The organism is Bdellovibrio sp. (assembly GCF_047637665.1).
Classification (GTDB): domain Bacteria; phylum Bdellovibrionota; class Bdellovibrionia; order Bdellovibrionales; family Bdellovibrionaceae; genus Bdellovibrio.
The window spans coordinates 1-19643 of sequence record NZ_JBLJBT010000027.1 but is presented as its reverse complement, the minus strand read 5'-3'; the positions used below and the strand labels follow the sequence as shown (position 1 = coordinate 19643).

General features: G+C 47.9%; 14 protein-coding genes. 10 read left to right on the top strand and 4 right to left on the bottom strand.

The features are described from left to right. Window positions 1-591 carry a type IV pilin protein gene (locus ACM64D_RS09630; RefSeq protein ID WP_415062998.1) on the bottom strand — a complete coding sequence of 197 codons (591 nt, stop codon included), beginning with the start codon at window positions 589-591 and terminating at the stop codon, window positions 1-3. A gap of 186 nt (window positions 592-777) precedes the next feature. On the opposite strand from ACM64D_RS09630, the gene clpS reads away from it, so the two are divergent. From clpS to ACM64D_RS09600, 6 genes are all read left to right on the top strand, one after another. Further along, entirely contained in the window at window positions 778-1122 is a 345-nt protein-coding gene (gene clpS / locus ACM64D_RS09625; RefSeq protein WP_415062997.1) for an ATP-dependent Clp protease adapter ClpS, read from the top strand. Continuing rightward, window positions 1119-3446 carry an ATP-dependent Clp protease ATP-binding subunit ClpA gene (clpA, locus tag ACM64D_RS09620; protein ID WP_415062996.1) on the top strand — a complete coding sequence of 776 codons (2328 nt, stop codon included), beginning with the start codon at window positions 1119-1121 and terminating at the stop codon, window positions 3444-3446. Before clpS ends, clpA begins: the two co-directional genes overlap by 4 nt. Before the next feature lie 68 nt (window positions 3447-3514). Continuing rightward, entirely contained in the window at window positions 3515-4411 is an 897-nt protein-coding gene (gene htpX / locus ACM64D_RS09615; RefSeq protein WP_415062995.1) for a protease HtpX, read from the top strand. 85 nt (window positions 4412-4496) lie between these two features. Beyond that, window positions 4497-6659 (top strand): transglycosylase SLT domain-containing protein, encoded by a 2163-nt coding sequence (locus ACM64D_RS09610; RefSeq protein WP_415062994.1) that lies wholly within the window; start codon window positions 4497-4499, stop codon window positions 6657-6659. A gap of 125 nt (window positions 6660-6784) precedes the next feature. Continuing rightward, the gene (locus ACM64D_RS09605; protein WP_415062993.1) at window positions 6785-8173 is read left to right on the top strand and encodes a S8 family peptidase; all 1389 of its coding nucleotides are present in this window, start codon (window positions 6785-6787) and stop codon (window positions 8171-8173) included. A 171-nt stretch (window positions 8174-8344) separates the two neighbouring features. Then, window positions 8345-8869: a hypothetical protein gene (locus ACM64D_RS09600; RefSeq protein ID WP_415062992.1), complete on the top strand. Its 525-nt coding sequence runs from the start codon at window positions 8345-8347 to the stop codon at window positions 8867-8869. Between the two features lie 34 nt (window positions 8870-8903). Here the strand turns inward: ACM64D_RS09600 and ACM64D_RS09595 are convergent, their stop codons facing one another. Beyond that, the gene (locus ACM64D_RS09595) at window positions 8904-10307 is read right to left on the bottom strand and encodes a serine/threonine protein kinase (RefSeq protein WP_415062991.1); all 1404 of its coding nucleotides are present in this window, start codon (window positions 10305-10307) and stop codon (window positions 8904-8906) included. A gap of 99 nt (window positions 10308-10406) precedes the next feature. Further along, window positions 10407-11201 (bottom strand): hypothetical protein, encoded by a 795-nt coding sequence (locus tag ACM64D_RS09590; RefSeq protein ID WP_415062990.1) that lies wholly within the window; start codon window positions 11199-11201, stop codon window positions 10407-10409. Window positions 11202-11253: 52 nt separating this feature from the next. Here ACM64D_RS09590 and lnt point away from each other — a divergent pair, with 52 nt between their 5' ends. The 3 genes from lnt to ACM64D_RS09575 are packed head-to-tail and all read left to right on the top strand — an operon-like array spanning window position 11254 to window position 16645. Next, the gene (lnt, locus tag ACM64D_RS09585; protein WP_415062989.1) at window positions 11254-12864 is read left to right on the top strand and encodes an apolipoprotein N-acyltransferase; all 1611 of its coding nucleotides are present in this window, start codon (window positions 11254-11256) and stop codon (window positions 12862-12864) included. Next, window positions 12842-15172, top strand: a complete 2331-nt coding sequence (locus tag ACM64D_RS09580; RefSeq protein ID WP_415062988.1) for an endonuclease MutS2 — start codon at window positions 12842-12844, stop codon at window positions 15170-15172. Before lnt ends, ACM64D_RS09580 begins: the two co-directional genes overlap by 23 nt. Window positions 15173-15190: 18 nt before the next feature. Further along, a complete protein-coding gene (locus ACM64D_RS09575) occupies window positions 15191-16645 on the top strand; it encodes a lipase maturation factor family protein (protein WP_415062987.1) in 1455 nt (484 codons plus the stop codon). Here the strand turns inward: ACM64D_RS09575 and ACM64D_RS09570 are convergent. After that, window positions 16642-19122 (bottom strand): beta strand repeat-containing protein, encoded by a 2481-nt coding sequence (locus tag ACM64D_RS09570; protein WP_415062986.1) that lies wholly within the window; start codon window positions 19120-19122, stop codon window positions 16642-16644. The genes ACM64D_RS09575 and ACM64D_RS09570 overlap by 4 nt on opposite strands. A 229-nt stretch (window positions 19123-19351) precedes the next feature. Here ACM64D_RS09570 and ACM64D_RS09565 point away from each other — a divergent pair, with 229 nt between their 5' ends. Continuing rightward, window positions 19352-19642, top strand: a complete 291-nt coding sequence (locus ACM64D_RS09565; protein WP_415062985.1) for a hypothetical protein — start codon at window positions 19352-19354, stop codon at window positions 19640-19642. Window position 19643: the final 1 nt, after the last annotated feature.

Sequence of the window (19643 nt, the reverse complement as noted above, 5' to 3'; positions counted from 1 at the left end):
TTAAGGAATACCAGGAGTCGCGTTTCTCAAGTCTTTGTTTTGATCAATCGTCCAAACGTCACCAGCAGGCATACTAGTATGAATCACAGAAATCGCAGCCGCACGGAAAGTCGTTCCGTCCAAAACTGTCGTTGGAAGACTTGGCGGAGCCACATTCGTCGCGCCATTGAGCAACGTACAAGGACTATTATTGCTGAACGCACCAATCGCATTTCCCACACTGGTATTACAGTATGAATATGCATTAATTTGATTTCCAGGAGCCGTTGTTGGAGGGTTGTTATAACCATTTCCAGTACCAGCATCTGGAGTCCCCGCGGCACTGAAACCTACGTTGTATCTCAACTTACCTTCAGGAGAGTATCCAATGGCTCCAAACATTGTATGGTAAGCCGTGTACTCAGCATAAAAAGCTTTTTCAGACGTATAAATTGAAGAAAGATTTGTCTTCGCCTCTGACTGACGTGCTTTGGCCAAATATTTATTGATAGAAGGCACCGCAATCGACGCCAAAACACCGATAATCGCCACAACGACCATCAACTCAACGAGAGAGAAACCGCGTTGAGACTTTCGAGTTGATAAAAACATTAGGACCTCCATGGTTCTTAATTCTGTTTACCCACATAAGTGTGTCAAAATTAATTCCCGATTGCAAGTTTCCACAATAAATACGAGAGGGACACAGGGCCGGACCTAAAACTAGCTTTTCTTACTCCCCTAGACTTGCCAATGACGAAAGAGTGATCAAATTGAACCATGAGGTAAAATAAACGCATGGGTGACAACAATAATAATAACAATAGCAACTATCCTTTCTCGAATCCCGAGGGAGAAGCAGGGGTCCAGATTGTTCCAAAATTGGACACGCCGAAGATGTACAAGGTCATTCTTCTGAATGATGACTATACTCCCATGGATTTTGTCGTTCTTGTTTTGCGTCGCTTTTTTGCGAAATCAGAAGAGCAAGCCACGCAAGTTATGTTAGATGTACATAAGAAGGGCGCTGGTGTCGCCGGGGTCTACAGTCTTGAGATTGCCGAGATGAAGGTCATGCAAGTGAATCAATTCGCGCAGCTCAATCAATATCCCCTGAAAAGCACCCTGGAGGAGGAAGCATGATGAGCCGAGAACTTGAGCGCAAGCTCGCCGAAGCCACAGAACTCGCCAAGCGTCACCATCATGAGTTTGTGACCCTGGAGCACATCCTTCTGGTCCTGACTGAGTCCCCGATCATGGTGGAAATCCTTGAAGCCTGCGCCGTGAACGTGCAGAAGCTCCGTCAAGATTTGCGCGATCACCTTAAAGCGGGCATTCCGCAAATCACTGATGACCAGCTGTCCTCCTATGGCGGATTTGAATCTTGGACTCCGGAATTCACTTTAGCGTGTCACCGTCTTATTCAGCGTGCTGCCATTCAAATGAAAAGCGCCGGACGCAATCAAATCAGCGAGGGAAGCCTTCTTGTCTCGCTCTTTTATGAACAAGATTCCCATGCGACTTTTGCCCTAGCTCGCCAGGGTCTTACTCAATTTGATATCATCAACTACATTTCTCACGGAATTACCAAGGATGGAAAAGAACACGATATTCCACCCGCAGCAGCCTCTCGCCCGACTGAATTTCAGGGGGAAGGTTATGAGGAAGGCCGCGGATCTCCTCTAGAGAGCTTCTGCGTGAACCTGAATGAAAAAGCCAAACAAGGAAAACTCGACCCCTTGATTGGCCGTGCGGATGTCCTTGAGCGAACCATTCAAGTTCTTTGCCGTCGCACGAAAAACAATCCTCTTTTGATTGGCGAACCTGGGGTTGGAAAAACGGCCATCGCCGAGGGACTGGCGCAAAAAATTGTCCAGGGAAGTGTTCCTGAAAAACTGAAACACGCGGTGATCTATTCTCTTGATCTCGGAGGATTACTTGCGGGCACAAAATTCCGGGGTGATTTCGAAGGCCGCTTAAAAGCCGTCGTGAAAGATATCTCCAAACGCCCGGGCGCTATCTTGTTTATCGACGAGATTCACACCATCGTGGGGGCCGGAGCCACCAGTGGTGGCTCTATGGATGCCTCGAACTTGTTAAAACCCGCCCTAGCGAGCGGTGAGATCAGTTGCATCGGCTCCACGACTCACAGTGAATACCGCCAGTATTTTGAAAAAGACCGTGCCCTCAACCGTCGCTTTCAGAAAATCGACATCAACGAACCGTCCCGTGAAGATTGTGTTGAGATCCTAAAAGGTCTGCGTAAATCCTATGAAGATTTTCATGGTGTGAAATTTTCTGATGAGGCTTTACGGGCCGCTGTCGAACTTTCGCAAAAGCACATTCACGGTAAACTTCTACCGGATAAAGCTATCGACGTTCTGGACGAGGCCGGAGCCCATTTCAGATTGAAGTATGAAAATGCTGAAGATATCAAGATTGATACCGCCGAGATCGAGGAAGTCATCGCGAAGATGACAGGTCTTCCTATCGCGACGGTTTCTTCGAGTGAAAAAACCCAACTTAAAGATCTAGATAAGAAACTGAAAGCTCTGATCTTCGGTCAAGACGAAGCCATTGATCGCCTGGTCGCCAACATCAAGTTTGCGCGCAGCGGTTTAGGGCGTCCGAACAAACCGATTGGAAGCTTTCTCTTCACCGGCCCGACAGGAGTGGGTAAAACCGAAGTCTGCCGCCAACTCGCACAAATCATGGGTGTTCATTTTGAACGCTTTGATATGAGCGAATACATGGAAAAACATGCAGTCGCTCGTCTGGTCGGAGCGCCTCCGGGATATGTCGGTTATGAAGAAGGGGGGCTTCTGACTGAAGCCGTCACAAAACATCCTTACGGTGTTCTTCTTCTGGATGAGATTGAAAAGGCCCATCCCGATGTCACGAATGTTTTGTTACAAGTCATGGATGCGGGACGCTTAACGGATAGCAATGGTCGGGTCGCTGATTTTAAGAATGTGATTTTAGTAATGACCTCCAATGCCGGGGCCTTAGAAACTTCGCGGGGCACCATCAGCATGGTCGAAGAAAATCGCAGTTCGTTATCTATGGATGCGATTAAAAAAGCGTTCGCACCTGAGTTTATCAATCGTTTGGATGCCGTGGTTTCGTTCCGCGATCTGAGCGAAGACATGGTACTAAAAATCACTCAGAAGTTCGTCGATGAACTAAAAATGACTTTGCTTGAGAAAAAAGTTGAATTGAACGTTTCTCAAGACGTGATTAAGTGGCTTATGAAAAAGGGCTATGACAAAGTCTACGGTGCTCGTCCCCTGGCCCGCTGTGTGGATGAACATCTGAAAAAAGCTCTGGTTGATGAACTTCTTTTCGGACGACTGGTCGACGGTGGACGTGTCAATGTGGAACTGGAAAAGGATATTTTGAAGTTCCATTTTAGCACCACCCAAAACGGAACTGGGCAAAAGAATCAGAAACAACCTGTCACGACGTGATGTGATAGCATTGACATTCCTTTTAGAGTTATCATTATTAGTAGTGACTCTAAAAGGAGTGTTCTTAAATGGCATTTTTAAAACGCATCGGTTTATTTGTTCTCACCAACATCCTGGTCATGGTGACCATCGGAATCGTTTGGTCTCTTGTCAGTCGCTTCCTAGGACTTGCGGGTCTTAACTCTTACATTCCCTTCTTGATGGCCTTCTGTCTTGTTTGGGGTATGGGAGGAGCCTTCATTTCTTTGCTGATGTCCAAGTGGATGGCAAAGATGTTCCATGGGGTCAAAGTTATTGAACCCAACAATCCGAATCCAGAACTGCGTGCTTTGGTCAACAAGGTTCACGAATTGGCTCGTCGTGCACAGCTTCCTAAAATGCCTGAAGTGGGTATTTATGAGTCTGTCGACATCAACGCTTTTGCGACGGGACCTTCGAAGAGCAATTCTTTGGTTGCCGTTTCAACAGGACTTCTGCAAAGAATGAACGACAAAGAAGTGGAAGGCGTTTTAGCTCATGAAGTGGCTCACGTTGCCAACGGCGATATGGTCACAATGACTTTGATTCAAGGTATTGTGAACGCCTTTGCGATGTTCTTCTCTCGTATTTTGGCAAACCTAGTCGCCTCCAACGTCGAAGAAAGATATCGTGAGATCGTGCGCTTTGCTGTAACAATCTTGGGAGACATCGCCTTCACATTGTTGGGATCTATCGTCGTGAACTACTTCTCGCGCCGTCGCGAATTCCGCGCTGACGCGGGGGGAGCTAAGTATTCATCCCGTGAAAACATGATCGCAGCCTTGCAAAAACTTCGCTCGGTCTATGATCTACCGATCCCCCCCGAAGAGGGTGCGACGGCCACTCTGATGATTTCTAACCGCGACAAAGGTGGATTGGCGAAACTTTTCATGACCCATCCTCCTCTGGAAGTTCGTATTCAAACTCTTCAAAGTGGTCGCCTCTAAGCGATCACTTTCCCTGCGGCTTAACGCGTTCTAAGTCTGTAAGCAGGTTGTTCTTTTATTCAAAAAGGCGTAGCCTAATCAAGCTATGCCTCGTTTTATAATCGCCCTTTCATTTATTTCTGTTCTTTTGGGTTGCGCGACGACTTCGCGTTTTGACACGCGTATCGACAAGCGCTTAACACCTCCTCCTCCGCCCTTCTTGGGAAAATGGAAGATGGTATCGCCGAGCGATCTTGAGAAACTTGAGGTCGGAGCCAAGGAAGACAATATCCGCTGGTGGAAAACCTACACCCTGTCTGTCTTAACAAAAGAAAAAAATCCTCAAGGGGCCTGCGAGGGATTTAAAGCTCTCTCAGCAGAGCAGGACTTCCCTTTGCACGATTTGGCTTTATTGCGGGCCTATGAAGTTTGTCATGAAAAAGAAAAGTTGATTGAGCTTCCCGGGCAAGTCGCCCCTTGGTATCGCGATCTTTATGTCGATATCAAACTGAAAGAGGCGCTCAGTTCGGAAGACCTCAAGGACGACCTCTCGGCCTATCTTGAAAAAGCGCGATTAGAAAGCAACAAGAAGAACAAAGAAGATCTTTTGCAAAAAGCTCTTCAAACCGCACAAAAGCTGGAACTCAAAGAGGAGATCGGCCAGGTTCAGGCGCAACTTTACAAAAATTCTCCGCGCCTCAATCCCCTTCCAGGTTTTAAAGAATTAAGCTCGGTCGCGGCCGACTATCGCTTTCATCGGGATTTTGATAACGCCTTTAAAACATATAAAAAAATTCTTAGCTCCAAACAAGCTAGCACGGACGATCAATTTCAAAGTCTGAAGAACATTCGTCAAACCTATAAAGTCGCGCAACAACGCACGGATTACATCAATGCCACGGCCGACCTTGTGAATTGGGCGAAAAAGGAATTTCAAAGCAATAAAAAAGACCGTCGAGCGATCTCGCGCTACCATGATGCACAAGTTCTCTTTGCTAAAACACTGTGGACGGAAGATCAGACTTCGCGAGCGGTGCAGGTTTTGAATGAAACTCACCGCCTTTTGCGGGGACTTTACCCCATGGATGAGGTCTACTTTATCCTGGGCCGTATTGATGAAGAAAAAGGCAACTTTCCGAAAGCTCTTGAGTACTTTGAAGCCAGTTATCAACAGCCCGTCAGTCTTCCAGGACTTCGCGACAAGATCGCGTGGCTAAAATCCTGGAACTACTACAAACTGCAAAAATGGGACGAGGCCAAAACCAGTCTTGAGCAAATGAAGTCGCTGGTAAAAGATCCGTCAGATCTGGCGCGAGCGCGTTTTTGGCTGGCTCGTGCGCTTGAAAAGCTGGGAGAAAATGCCGCAGCCACCTCAGAACTTCAAACGCTCGTGAAAGAAGATCCTCTCGGTTATTACGGAGTCCTGGCTGTACGTGAGTTAAAACAAAGCTATGCGCCCCTGAAAGTCGACAACAAGGAACTACAAGGTTTAAGTCTTCTGAGTGTCAGCGAACTGGCTCCGCAGACTCGCCTCACTACAGAGTGGCTTATCGCAGTGAATGAAAAACCTTTCGCGGAAAAAGTTCTTAACAGCGCCGTGGAAGATCTGAAAAAACGAAATATCACCTCTGAAGAAACATGGTTGGCAGTTTCCTCTGGCTATGCGCGCACGGGCCTTTACCTTCCCCTCTTCTCGGCATTGGGGGCTTTGCAGCCTGAGGTGAAAGATCGCCTTCTGAACGATCATCCCGATCTTCTTTTTCCTCAGCCTTTCAGCGAAATTATTCTGGCCGCCTCCCAAAAAAGTGGTACGCCTCAAGAATTTATTTATTCTATCATTCGCCAGGAGTCCGCTTTCAATCCGGAAGCGCGCAGTCCGGCCGACGCTTTTGGTTTGATGCAACTTCTGCCGAGCATCGCCAAACAACTCGCTAAACAAAATGACTTGGAATACCGCGAGGCCCTGGATCTTTTTAAACCCGAGATCAATGTGCCCCTGGGAGCCTTCGAACTTAAATCTTTAATGAAAAAATATAACAACCAATTTATTCTGGCGGTCTCAGGATACAATGCCAACGATTCTGCCATTCGTGGGTGGTTGAAAACTCGCTATCGTGACGACTCTGTCGAATTTATCGAAGAAGTTCCCTATGAAGAAACTCGCGCCTATATCAAACTTGTCATGCGGAATTACGTCTTTTATCAGCGGCTTTTGAATTCAGACAAAAGCATCGCATTCCCGGAAGAGCTTCTGGCACTCAAGAAATAAACACACCCTAAAAATCGCCCCAGTTGTCTCACTCTGAGACAACTTCCCCTGCGAAAGTCAGGCCTAGAACCTTAAGAATACCCCCGCTTCTCCGATAAGACAGAGTGGAGAAAGGGGAATACTTCATGTCTTCTCGCAAATTGTGGATTGCAGCTGGCTGTGTTGGTTTGGTGTTTTTTGGTGGGTTAGGTCTTTACCTTTACTCGACTGAACCTTCTCCTTCTCGTACCCAAAGCTCCAACAAAAAAGATTCCAACCGTCTCCTGGAAAATTCTTTCATCACCTCCAAAACTGATAAAGTTGAAGACGAGCCCAGTGCTCTTTTTAATGATCCTGCAATCAGCCAAGCCTGGGGACTCAAAAAATCCGACGCAGCTCGCGCCTGGTCGGTGACCAAGGGCAGTCGTGATATTGTCATTGCCGTGATCGACACGGGCATTGACATCAAACACGAAGACCTTGCCAGCAATCTTTGGCGCAACCCCGGAGAAACGGGAAAAGACTCCCAAGGGCGCGACAAAGCCACCAACGGCATTGATGATGACGGCAACGGTTTCGTGGATGATGTCTATGGCTGGAACTTTGTTTCCAACAACAACAAGCTTGATGACAATCATGGGCACGGAACTCATATCGCGGGAATCATAGGTGCAGAAGCCGGAAACGGAAAAGGCATCACAGGAATTGCCCCCGAAGTGAGCTTGATGGTTCTTAAATACTACGACCCCAAAGTGGCTGGCACTGACAATCTCAAAAACACGGTCGCCTCTATTCGTTACGCCGTCAAAATGGGCGCAAATATTATCAACTACTCTGGAGGCGGAACTGAGTTCTCTCAAGAAGAACATGACGCCATCGCCGAAGCCGAGAAAAAAGGAATTCTTTTTGTCGCGGCGGCGGGAAATGAACGCTCCAACTCGGATCAACACCACTACTACCCTGCAGACTACAAACTTCGCAATATTATCTCTGTGACAGCTATTGATCCGTCCACGCAAGTCTTGGCCTCTTCTAACTATGGAGTTGAGACCGTAGACATCGCAGCTCCAGGGCAAAACATCTTGTCCTGCCTTCCTGGAAACGCTTACGGTTATATGACAGGCACTTCACAAGCCACCGCTTTTGTCACGGGAGCCGCAGCCCTGGTGATGGCGCACAAACAGTCTTTCAAAGCTGAAGACGTTAAGAAGTACATCCTAGCGACGGGAGATGCACAAACGCAGTTAGCCTCTAAGACACGCACGTCACGACAACTTAATCTCTACAAGTCATTGACGATCCTAGATCAAGGTGTGTCGGCCTCTGGAGTTATTGCCGTCAATACTCAGAATATGAAACAGTTCACCGCCGACCCCAATGATAAGAATTCCCGCGCCACAGCGGCTGCGGAAGAAGGCGTGGACCCGAATGCTCGTGAAATGAGTCACTTCGGTCGCTCCCTTATCGATGCCATGGGTGGAAATAAAAATCGCCCGACAAAGCTGGGAACCAAGCAAGAGGGTGAAGGGTTCTAGTAACTTGCGAGTCATTCAAAACACTCAAGGATCCAAAAACCAAAAGTATTCTCGACATTCTCTCATTAATCTACTAAGTTCAGGGGTTAATGAAAATATGTTTACTTATCTTGATAAATCTCGCCTTGTCGTCGGCATATGATAGCTTTAGACTAAGAGAGGGCTTGTAGAATGAAGTCAATGATCACAGCACTAATTCTGACATTTACGGTGGCCTGTTCTTCCCTGCCGCCGACTTCTTCACGGTTATCATTAACCCAGATTGACAGTTTAAACTTAATGAATCTCAACACTGTCACTGCAAAAAAAGAATTAGGTGCCCCAGATATAAAAGACTACACGGACAGTAGTCATCAAGAGGAAACCTGGCTTTATCTTGCCGGAGAACCTACAACCACTCGGCTATCATTAATTTTTAATGCGGCAACCGGGAATATTATCTCTGCACATTGGTTTATGGATGATCGGGAGCCAGAGTCTGAACTTAATAGACTCATAAAAAGATACCCGAAGGCGTCGTTTGACATAAAAAATCCCACAAAAAAAGAGAGTATTTACGGCCCATCTCTCTTCTATCAATCATCCACAACACCCTTAACTATTATTGTCGATGAACGAACAAACAGCGTCAGCGCGATGTCGTGGACAGCTAATCCCAGTTTAACTCCGAGCGGAAGAAAACCTACAAGTCACTAAATTATCATTATCTATCCAGGATACGAAATTCCACCTACAACTCAAAAGTCAGGACGGGAGGCTTGGAGGTATTGATGACCTCCTTGTGCTCGATCCATCTGCGCTGACTCTCGGAATAATATTGAATCACAAGAACATCTTGATCATAGACTTTGAAACCATTTTGAATGGTTAAACCATCGATGAGTCGTCCATTGACAGCGACTCTCAAGGATTTTCTATCTTTGAAGTTATCAAATCTTAGCAAAATGGATTTGCTGTACACTCTCTGCGCAGGGACCGCAGAAGACGCCAGTTCCCTCTGTCCAGATGAAAGAAGCTCGGGATGCTGGCGATAATACCAGCCCCCAATGGCCGCAACCACCATGAGTCCCGCCAAAGGCATGGCCCAGTTGGATTTTTTAGGTTCTTTGGTGAGCACATCATACAGCGTGATCTGTTGAGGCATTGAGGTCTTTCCTGCTGACGAAGAAGTCAGAGGTCCCTCCATAACAACCCGTGATTCCGTCGCAGCCCCCTGAGGAACCGGAATATCTTTGGTGAACTCTCCCAGAGCCTGGGCGAAATCTTTCTTATTATAATTGGCATCTAGAGCCTTCAGACGAGTCTCCATGATGCTTCGCAAGCGCAAGGCCGACACGCGCTGGGACGGGTCCGGAGCCAACATCAACTTCAAGACATCCCCGTCTTCACTGCCAACATTTAAAAGGCGGGTCTCCAGATCCTTGTTGGACCAAGCATCCAACGTTTTAATCAACTCAACTTCATTCAAATGTTCAAAAAAGCGCTTCCCCGAAAGCAGTTCATAGAAAACGATTCCTAACGAAAAGATATCCGAAGCCGGGGCTAAATTTTCGCCACGCACTTGTTCGGGGCTCATGTAGGCGTACTTGCCTCGCACGGAGCCCACCTTGGTCAAAGACTCACTCTCTCGTGACTTGGTGATTCCAAAGTCGATGATCTTTACGTCACCGCTGTGACTCACCATAATATTGTGAGGGCTCAAGTCCCGATGTATGCACACCTGATCTTCTTTGATGACCGAAAGCTCGCCGTGCAAATAAGAAAGCCCCAGGGATGTTTCAGCCAAGAGATAATACGCCATGGTTGCAGGGAAAATCAGATCATCTCGCTCAACAACTTTCATGATGTCGCGAAGATTCACGCCATCAATATACTCCTGAACCAGATACAGACTATCCTGGTCGGTGCCCATTTCAAACGTGCGAACTAAATTGGGATGATGAAACGACAAAGAAAGTTTTGCTTCGCGAAGAAACAGCTTTGAGTAATACCACTTGTCACCGGCGTTAGCTGTCACCTTTTTTATGACAAACACTTGAGACGAACGATCCCCCATCTTTTTCGCCAAAAAGATATCTGCCATCCCGCCTGAGGCTAAGGGTTTAATAATTTGAAACTGTCCGACCTGTTCCACTACAAGCTGCTTCCCTCGTAGAGAACTATCGGAAATATGAGGATTTTCTTTATGAGATGGGACCTGGACTCGACGAAGGCTGGACTACTGGGCAGGCGTCTAATCAACAAAATCAGAAAGAGAAATCTTCCCGCGAATCATCACGATCAACCCGGCGGACATGAAGGCCAAAGCAACCCCAGTCCCGATCAGATTGCGATGACCTAAGTTAACAATCCCTAAAAGGATCAACAGCGCGCTCAGCGCGAAGGGGCCCCAATAAAGATACTTCTGCCATTTGGGCCGGGCTGGTGTCTCTGGGGGCTTACCCGCCACCGGCTTCTGCGACAGCCCCACCATCATCAGGCTGTTGATTCGTGCGATCATTTGATCGCACTGAGGGTCGCCACCTTGAGCCGCTTTCAGCTCCTCATACTTCAAGGTTGCAAAGCGCAGAGCATCCAACTGATGACAAGCCCGGATGAACTCATCGTGAAGTTCTTCATTTTCAAAGTTCTCAACCAGATTCTTCCATTTGCGCACCAAACTTGGCTGCGCCTTCAGGCTGGGATCTTTAGGAAGTCCTTCTAACTTTTCAAAAAGAACGTGGCAGGAATAACACTCCTTAGAGCGTCGTCCATTCAAAGCCCCACACTTCGGACAAGACTTCATCTCGTGAGCGCCAGGGTCAGGGTGTACTTCTTGATGCTGAGCGACACTCGTTTCTTCCATAGGTGCTTGTGCTGTCGCTACCACCGGAACCACAAAACACAGCACATTTTGAGGATCTACCGGAGGATACTCAAAACTGAATCGACTGTCGCAGGAGATACACTGAAACAACGGAGTTTCAGAGTGAATATCTTCACTCTCCACTTCATACAGCTTTGTGCATGAGGGGCATCGAATTTTCATTTTCTCCGTCAATTTCACTCTGGACTCACTCACTCTTTGTGTTACTAATACCATGATGAAGAAATGGTTTCAATTTTTCAAGCATAAAGCCTACGAATTTCGTTGGGCGATTCTCTCAGGAATTCTCGTCGGCACAAGCTACATCCCCTTTCCGCCCTGGGCCCTGATTTTTTGCTACACCCCGCTTTGGCTTTACGTCACCGAGGACAGTCGCTCGGTGAAGGACTCTTTCTGGGCCGGATGGGTGACTCAGTTTTTTCTGACCCTGATTGGCTTTCACTGGATTGCCTACACCGCTCACGAGTTCGGTCAAATGCCATGGTCTTTATCGGTCCTCGCATTGCTGCTTTTTTGTGCGCTCATGCATCTTTATATTCCGGTCGCAGTCGCCTTAGGAACCTGGCTGCGCCTGCGTTTCTCGCTGAGTGGAGGAAAGACTCTTTTCATTATCGCCCTCCTTCAGTCACTTCTGGAAAGAATTTGGCCCGTCATTTTTGACTGGAACCTGGGGTATACGTTCTTTTGGGCGAAGATTCCCACCTACCACCTGGCGGATCTGGTCGGCTTTTTCGGACTCTCGACAATCATTCTGCTTTTTAACGCCTGGATGGGATACATTTGGCTAAAACAAAGTTATGTCAAAAGAGCCCTGACTCACTTAAGTTTCCTGTCTTTGACCTTTGCCGCTTTGGTGGGCATTGGTTACTGGCACGGACTGGGGTGGAACCATTTTGACCGAGAAATTCGCGCGACCATCGTTCAAGCCAATATCGGCAACCTTGAAAAAGTCTATGCCGAGCAGGGACGCGGATACCAAGAGGTCATTACCAAAAAATTCCTCACACTTTCTCAAGAGGCGTTACTGAAGTTTCCGCAAACCGATATTCTGATATGGCCTGAAACCGCCTTCCCCGACTATCTGGATCAGCACCTTCTAGGACGCAAACACACGCAAATGTTGACTCAAGGACTTGCCCCTCTGGGAAAACCCTTGATCACCGGCGCTTATTCCAAAGATCCAAAAACCGATGAAAAGTTGGATCAATCGACCTACAATGCTCTTTTCCTGGTCGACGCCCAAGGAAACAATCTGGACAGCCCTTATCGTAAAACTCACCTTTTGGCTTTCGGAGAATACCTTCCCCTCAGCGAGCGTTTTCCGTTTTTACTGAAGCTTCTTCCCTTTGTTTCCAACTTTGGACGCGGCAAAGGCCCGCAAGTCATGGCCTGGGGACATCAAGGTGAAACCATTCATTGGGGAGGACAAATCTGCTATGAAGGTCTTTATCCCGAGTTCACTCGTGGTTTGGCAGAAAAAGGCACGGACATTTTGGTGAATGCCACTAACGATTCTTGGTTTGGACACCCCTCGGAGCCGCAACAGCATCTATACATGACTCTGGCGCGCGCCATCGAAGTGCGTCGCCCCTTAGTGCGCTCTACCAATACGGGAATTAGCACGGCCGTTCTGGCAAATGGTGACGTTCTACAAAAATCACCGCTTCATCAAGAATGGAGCGGACAGTTTGTGATAAAGTATCGCAAAGATGCACCAACCACTTTTTACGTTCAATGGGGGCATTGGGACTGGGTTCTCATTCTTATTGCTCTGGCTGCATTGATTACTACAGGAGCCCTTCATGCAAGATCTCGTCGTTCTTGATTGGATCGAAATTTTAGAAAAGATTCGTTCTCACGCAACCAGTGAAGCGGGTCGTGAAACGATCATGGCCACGCGCCCTTTGAAAACCGCCGAAGAGGCGTATCTCGGTTTTGAAGAGATCGCCCAAGCCACGGAAGTCCTTAATCAAGGCGTCCGTCCTTACATGCAAAGCCTGGATCTGTATTCCACATGGATCACCCGCCTTAAAAAAAATGCTGTTCTAAAAACTTTGGAAATGAAAGACGTTCGAGGCTTTTGCCTTGAGGCTTTAGCGTTAAAAGAAGCCCTTCACTCGGTCGAAAACAAATGGGCGCAAAAAATTTCTTCCCGCCTGATGAACGCCGAAGAACCCGTGTCAGCAATTGATCAGATCTTGACTCCCAACGGAGAAATTCGCGCCGACGCCAGTGAAACTCTGTTTCGATTGTATCGTGAAAAAGAAAGACTGGCCCGCGAAGTTCAAGGAACATTAGATCGCCTGGTGAAAGATCACCAGATGGAAAACGTTCTTCAAGACAAATACGTCACGACTCGAGATGGACGTTGGGTCTTGCCGGTGCGAAGTGGGATGCAACATCACCTTCCAGGAGTGATTCACGGTTCTTCACAGACCAAACAAACGGTTTTCATTGAACCGGAAAAAGTGATTCCCGCCAACAACCGCCTTCGTCAGATCGAAGTGGAAATTGAAGATGAAATCGAAAGGTTGTTAACGGAGCTTTCCAGTTATCTTTCTTCAAAAGCTCCCGAAATTGAGGTCTCCCGAATTCTTTTAGAAGAAGCGGACGTGCGTTTTTCACAAGCGCAGTTTGCAACCCTCGTGAATGCACATCCCATCGAGTTTTCCCTGGACAGCTTGGAACTCATCGAAGTCCGTCATCCCCTTTTGCAGCTTTCAGGAAAAAAGGTTGTTTCTAACTCGGTCTTACTTGAAGGCCAAAAGAGTGTGTTATTGCTGAGCGGACCGAACGCCGGAGGAAAAACAGTTCTTCTAAAATCCATTGGCCTTGCCGCGCAAATGGCTCGCTGTGGACTTCCTATTTGTGCCAGTGAAACTTCCCGAATTCCATTCTTTAAAGATGTTCTTATCGGTATCGGCGACGCCCAAAGTGTCGATGAAGAGCTCAGCACCTTCGCTGCTCACTTAAAGATTCTCAGCAAAGCCGCAGAAATGAAGGGTCGCCAAAATTTGATTTTGATCGATGAAATCTGCGGTTCGACGGACCCCGAAGAAGGCAGTGCCCTGGGGCGAAGTTTTATCGAAACATTTTCAACAAATGATGTTTTTGCCGTCATCACATCGCACTTAGGCCCCTTGAAAGCCGGATGGGATGAAGAAAGTCGCGTCCTCAATGGCAGCCTTGAGTATGATCCAAAAACAGGGCGCCCCACCTACCAGTTTATCGCCGGCATTCCCGGAGATTCTTTGGCTATTCAAACCGCCAAACGCGTGGGAGTTTCTCCTGCCATCGTCCAACGTGCGATGGATGTTCTGGCTCCGGCAACACGCGCCCGCTTAGAGGGTTTAGAGCAAATTGAACAACTTAAAAGCGATATTTCCATTCTTCAAGAGCATCTGAAGAAAGAAACCAAAAAGGCCCTTGAAACTAAAAAGAAATACGAAGGTCTGTTAGAGCAATTCAATAAAGACAAAGACGAGTGGCTGCAACGCACTCTGAAAAAAGCCGAACGAAAAGTCGAAGAGGCGATTGCGCAGGCAAAGGTCACAGAAACTTTCAAACGTCACACGGCTTTACAAGAAATTAAATACAAACTTCCTGAGATCGTGAAAGCCAAGCCTATTACTCAACCCGGGGCTCCTGAGAACGCCGAAGAGTTCGGAAAGAAATTTCCTCCGGGTTCGAAGGTCTTTGTGCCGACTCTGAATCAAGATGGTATTATTCAAAGTACGCCCAACTCCAAAGGGGATGTGTTGATTCTTTCTGGTTCCGTAAGATTGCAACTCAACTGGCAGGATTTAAAGCCCCCTGGAAAACCACAAAATCCAACCTCCCAACTGGTTCGCCAAGGAGCTTCGATCAGTGTTGCTTTGGCCGACGATGATCGCACCTTGGACTTGCGTGGAAAAACCGTGGAAGACGCCCTCTCGGAATTAGAACTCGCCTTGGACAAAGCGGCTCAGTCCCGGGAAGATCGCATGAAGATCATTCACGGCCATGGCACAGAAGCTTTAAAGAAAGCCGTGCGCACCTATTTATCACGATCCATCTATGTCAAGAAATGGAAAGCCGGCTCGCCTGAGGGGGGCGGTGACGGAGTGACCTGGGTCGAACTTGGCGAAGCTTAGAGTCCGACCAAAGGATTTATGGTGCTGACAGATTTTAATACCGCAAGCTGGATTCTTTCGAAGGCGTTGAGTTTTTCTTACTTTATCGCCTTTCTTTCCTTGATGCCCCAACTCTTGGGGCTCTTTGGCCGCCAAGGTATTCTTTCTATCGATCATCTTCTCAACCTTTTAGACAAGGAAATGAAAGGGGAACGCTTTTATCATGTCCCCTCGGTGTTTTGGTTTTTCTCCTCTGACTTTTCCCTGAAGGCCGTGTGTTTTATTGGCATGACGGCCGCGTCTTTGGCATTTCTGGGATTCAGTCAAAGCTATATGCTGCTTCTTTGTTTCATCTGCTATCTTTCTTTTGTTAGCTGCGGGCAGATCTTTTTAGGTTATCAGTGGGACAGTCTGCTTTTAGAGTTTGGCTTTCTTGGACTTTTCTTTGCGCCCTGGCAGTGGGAATGGATTCCTTTTGGAGCACATGTTCTGCATCCGGCCATCTATGGTTTGACGCTTTTCCTCCTATTCAAACTCATGTTTCTTTCTGGCGTCGTGAAACTTTCTAACAAAGACTCCTGCTGGCGGAATTTCACGGCCTTGACTTACCATTACTGGACTCAACCTCTCCCCACACCTTTGGCCTTCTTTGCCGCTAAACTTCCTCTGCCGATCCAAAAGATGAGCTGTCTGGTCATGTTCTTTATCGAACTTGTCGCACCTTTCTTGATTTTTATTCCCGGCCCCACTCAGGTTTTTGCTGTGAGTGCGCTGGTGCTTCTGCAGATCTTGATTCTTTTAACCGGAAACTTTGGATTCTTTAACCTGATAACTCTGGCACTTTGTTTGGGAGTTTTACCCGACTCCTCATGGAGTGCCAAAGTGAATTGGGTCGAAGCCTCGACAATCCCTGACTTTATGGTGCTCCTTCCACTTTTGATTTTGATCCCCACCTCTTTATTTTGGATTTACAAAAGTCTTTTTGAAAAAAGCACGAAGCTGGATTTTCTGCTTCCCACAATGCGTTTCTTCTATCCCTTCCGCATATCCAATCCCTATGGGCTTTTCGCCGTGATGACTCGGACTCGTCCTGAATTGATTCTTGAGGGGAGCAACGATGGGGAGCATTGGGAAAGTTATGAGTTCCACTTCAAACCCGGCGACCAAAAGCGAGCGCCTTGTATCGTGGCCCCTCATCAACCACGCCTCGATTGGCAAATGTGGTTTGCCGCTTTGGAGAATTTTAATGAAAATCTTTGGTTGCAGAATTTAATAACGCGGATTTTTCAAGAGTCCCCAGACGTGTTGAGTCTTTTCGCTATAGATCCTTTTCATGGAAAAGCTCCTAAAGCCTTACGTCTACAACGCTACGAATATCATTTTTCAAGTCTGCAGGAACTTCACAAAGAAGGTTTGTGGTGGAAACGAAGCCTGATCGGCCCCTATGGGCCTGTTTTTCAGAGAGAAGAATTGAATCCCGAGTCTTCTGATTAGAATCCCGAGATCCAACTGACGTAGACAGTCCCGTTGACCTTTAACATTGTGTAGACGGTATCACCAGAGGGCTGCGCATTGCTTGGTACAAACCTAAATCCACCAACGGCCACTGTGGTCCCCGTTGTATGAACAAAAGTACAAGGACCCGTATGAGCTCCTCCCGCCGTCACGATCAACGTGTAAGAGCCTCCCTCGGACATATTCTGTAAATCAAAATCTTCAGAACCCGAAACTGTCGACCCCGCACAGGCTTTATTGCCCGTCAGGTTGATGACGTTTCCTTTATTAAAATCAATCACAGTTCGCCCAGCTCCTGCCGTCACCGCCCCCAATGCGGCGGCAATCTGTCCGCCGGTGACAACCGCTTTATTTGCATCGGAAGCGATCACTCGACTCGCAGAAGTATTTCCCAAATCCGCAGTGGCTGCGGTTCCCAGAGTAAGCAAATCATATCCTGTTCCTCCCGCATTGACCTTCACGACCTTACCAGCGTTGGCCAATAAAGGCGAAGGTGCAAAACGATCATCATTCCCTGCCGCCGCTGTCCCAAGAGTATTTCCGAGCGAAATACTTAGAACAGGCGCTGTCGTCGTGCCGCCCACGCTCAAAGGTGCATTGGCTGTGACCCCTGTGACCGCCACAGAAGAAGCACTAATCCATCCCAATTGCCCCACACCCGTCAGTCCCAACACCTGATTCGTAGAACCCGTCGCATTTGGCAACGTCAGGGAATAAGATGTGACCGTCGCCGCCGGGTTCAAAGTCACAGTTCCACTGCTGGACCCGCGTAAAACCACAGAGTTTAAACTTCCCGCGCCTCCAGTGATACTTCCCGAAGTGTTGATGATGGTCGACCCACCGATGGTCCCCGTGATCGCACCACCATCGACTTTTCCAGAAGTTGTGATTGTCGGAAGATCCGTTTCAGCAATAGTTCTAAAACTGGGCGCCGCATCCGCGCCACTCGTCGGTCCGGCAAAAAATGTTTTCTGCACCTGAACGCCGAAATTAGAGCCCGCAATGTTCGGCAACAAGGACGTCGGAATTTTGGCGCCCGCATCCAGAACCGGAATGTTGCCTGCTGCCGTTCCCGTATTCACGGTCGCCCCCGTTCCCAGTGTCAAAAGATCGTAACCCGTTCCTCCGGCATTGACCTTCACGACTTTCCCCGCATTCGCCAACAAGGGCGACGGTGCCAGACGGTCGTCATTTCCGGCCGTGACTGTTCCTAAGGTGTTGCCCGTGGCCACTGAGATATTGGGAGCCGTGCTGGTTCCCGAATTGGTTGCAGGAGCTGTCACACTAATACTGGTCGCATATCCTAAAGCAGGAATAATGGACGTCGGAAGTTTATCACCCGCACCAATTGTTGGAATAGTGCCATTAGTGGTTCCCGTATTGAGAGTCGCCGCTGTTCCCAAACTCAAAAGATCATATCCCGTTCCGCCGGAATTCACTTTCACTACTTTACCCGCATCAGCCAAGGCCGGAGCCGGAGCAAAACGAGTGTCGTTTCCTGAAGCCAATGTCCCTGCAGTGATTCCCGTTGTGACTCCTATAATCGGAGCCGTGCTGGTTCCTGAGTTTGTCACCGGACCCGTGACACCGACGGAAGTGACCACTCCCGTTGAAGGAATCATGCTTGGCGCCAGCTTTCCGGAAGCATCCAAAAGAGGAATTTTTCCCGCTCCTGTTCCTGTATCGGCGGAAACGGTCACGTTCCCTGTAGAGCTCGACACGGTGATGCCCGTGCCGGCAATAATTCCCGTCACTGGGGACGCCCCTGCCGCCTCAAGCTGATTCCACGTAGCCCCTCCGACATAAACCTCAAGTTTACCGACATCAGAGCGGAAGCGCAGAGTTCCCACGGCAGGACTTGCGGGACGGTCTCCAGCGCCTGTGCCCGAAGGCACTTTAAGCCCCGGCGTCGCATCTGGATACTTCATAACAAAATCACTTTTTGAATATCCCTCCAGAGTCAAAGCACTGGGCACCTGATTGATGACCTGCGGAGAAAGAACCTGTTCAGCCCCGGAGCCTTCTCTAAATTTCAAAATTAAAAATCGCTTTTCCGCGCCACTTCCGGTATCAACAAAAGAACCCGAAGGACATTGAGATAAGTAAGGAAAAGAACGAGACGAAAGAAAAATGTCTTTAACAGAATATGATGTACTGGCCGGAGCCACTCGCGTGCTGTCATCAATCACGCCCTCTCCAGTACCAAGACTCAATTCAAAGATACCCTCAGTATTGCTCAAGTTTTTATTGGTAAAGAACTCTCGATAGATCACACAGTCAGCATCAGTGGCATTCACTTTTCCATGAACTTCTACAGTGAAGCTCACCAGCCCTGAAGGAGGTTGTCCTGAAGAATTTAATATACGCCCGTGGTAAGTAAGACCGGCCCAGGCCGGACTGGATATGGAGAGCAGAAACAAAACAAATGTCTTATTCCAAGATAAAGAACGTACCATGATGATCTCCTGATGCCTTTCTTATCGGCATAATCATGAGATTTAAAAGTTTTGCAGGCTCAGATTGCAAAAAAGTACACAAAATCAGTCCAATCCTCAGGTTGCACTGATTAAGAAGATGCTATTTCTTTACAGAGTTGTTACGAATCCATCTCAAAACGATAATCCAGTTAAGAGCGATTCATAAAAGACCGATAAGGAGGCATAAGCCTCTAAAATTGGACCGTTTATGGAAACAAGAGCTTTAAAATATCTTTGCACTTTAGCGATTGGCTTCATTCTGACCGGATGTCAAATGGATGCCAGTATTCAGCAAGCAACGGTGGTTCTCCCCTCCTCTCCGCATTCTCAGAAGGCCCAATTAAATGAGTTTGTCTCCGGCTCAGGTCAGCTTCAAGTGACATCGGGAAATTATCGGGTCGACAGCTCCTTTGGAAGTTACACTTCGAAGATAGAAGAGACGACCCAAGGCGGATATAAGGTCTTTATCTCAGCTCAGGGAAATATCATCTCCAACTAAC

What these genes read in the sequence shown, in the direction of transcription:
- ACM64D_RS09630 (WP_415062998.1), bottom strand. Translation starts at nt 591, where the DNA reads ATGTTTTTATCAACTCGAAAGTCTCAACGCGGTTTCTCTCTCGTTGAG.
- ACM64D_RS09565 (WP_415062985.1), top strand. Translation starts at nt 19,352, where the DNA reads ATGGAAACAAGAGCTTTAAAATATCTTTGCACTTTAGCGATTGGCTTC.
- htpX (WP_415062995.1), top strand. Translation starts at nt 3,515, where the DNA reads ATGGCATTTTTAAAACGCATCGGTTTATTTGTTCTCACCAACATCCTG.
- clpS (WP_415062997.1), top strand. Translation starts at nt 778, where the DNA reads ATGGGTGACAACAATAATAATAACAATAGCAACTATCCTTTCTCGAAT.
- clpA (WP_415062996.1), top strand. Translation starts at nt 1,119, where the DNA reads ATGATGAGCCGAGAACTTGAGCGCAAGCTCGCCGAAGCCACAGAACTC.
- lnt (WP_415062989.1), top strand. Translation starts at nt 11,254, where the DNA reads ATGATGAAGAAATGGTTTCAATTTTTCAAGCATAAAGCCTACGAATTT.
- ACM64D_RS09590 (WP_415062990.1), bottom strand. Translation starts at nt 11,201, where the DNA reads ATGAAAATTCGATGCCCCTCATGCACAAAGCTGTATGAAGTGGAGAGT.
- ACM64D_RS09605 (WP_415062993.1), top strand. Translation starts at nt 6,785, where the DNA reads ATGTCTTCTCGCAAATTGTGGATTGCAGCTGGCTGTGTTGGTTTGGTG.
- ACM64D_RS09575 (WP_415062987.1), top strand. Translation starts at nt 15,191, where the DNA reads ATGGTGCTGACAGATTTTAATACCGCAAGCTGGATTCTTTCGAAGGCG.
- ACM64D_RS09570 (WP_415062986.1), bottom strand. Translation starts at nt 19,122, where the DNA reads ATGGTACGTTCTTTATCTTGGAATAAGACATTTGTTTTGTTTCTGCTC.
- ACM64D_RS09580 (WP_415062988.1), top strand. Translation starts at nt 12,842, where the DNA reads ATGCAAGATCTCGTCGTTCTTGATTGGATCGAAATTTTAGAAAAGATT.
- ACM64D_RS09610 (WP_415062994.1), top strand. Translation starts at nt 4,497, where the DNA reads ATGCCTCGTTTTATAATCGCCCTTTCATTTATTTCTGTTCTTTTGGGT.
- ACM64D_RS09600 (WP_415062992.1), top strand. Translation starts at nt 8,345, where the DNA reads ATGAAGTCAATGATCACAGCACTAATTCTGACATTTACGGTGGCCTGT.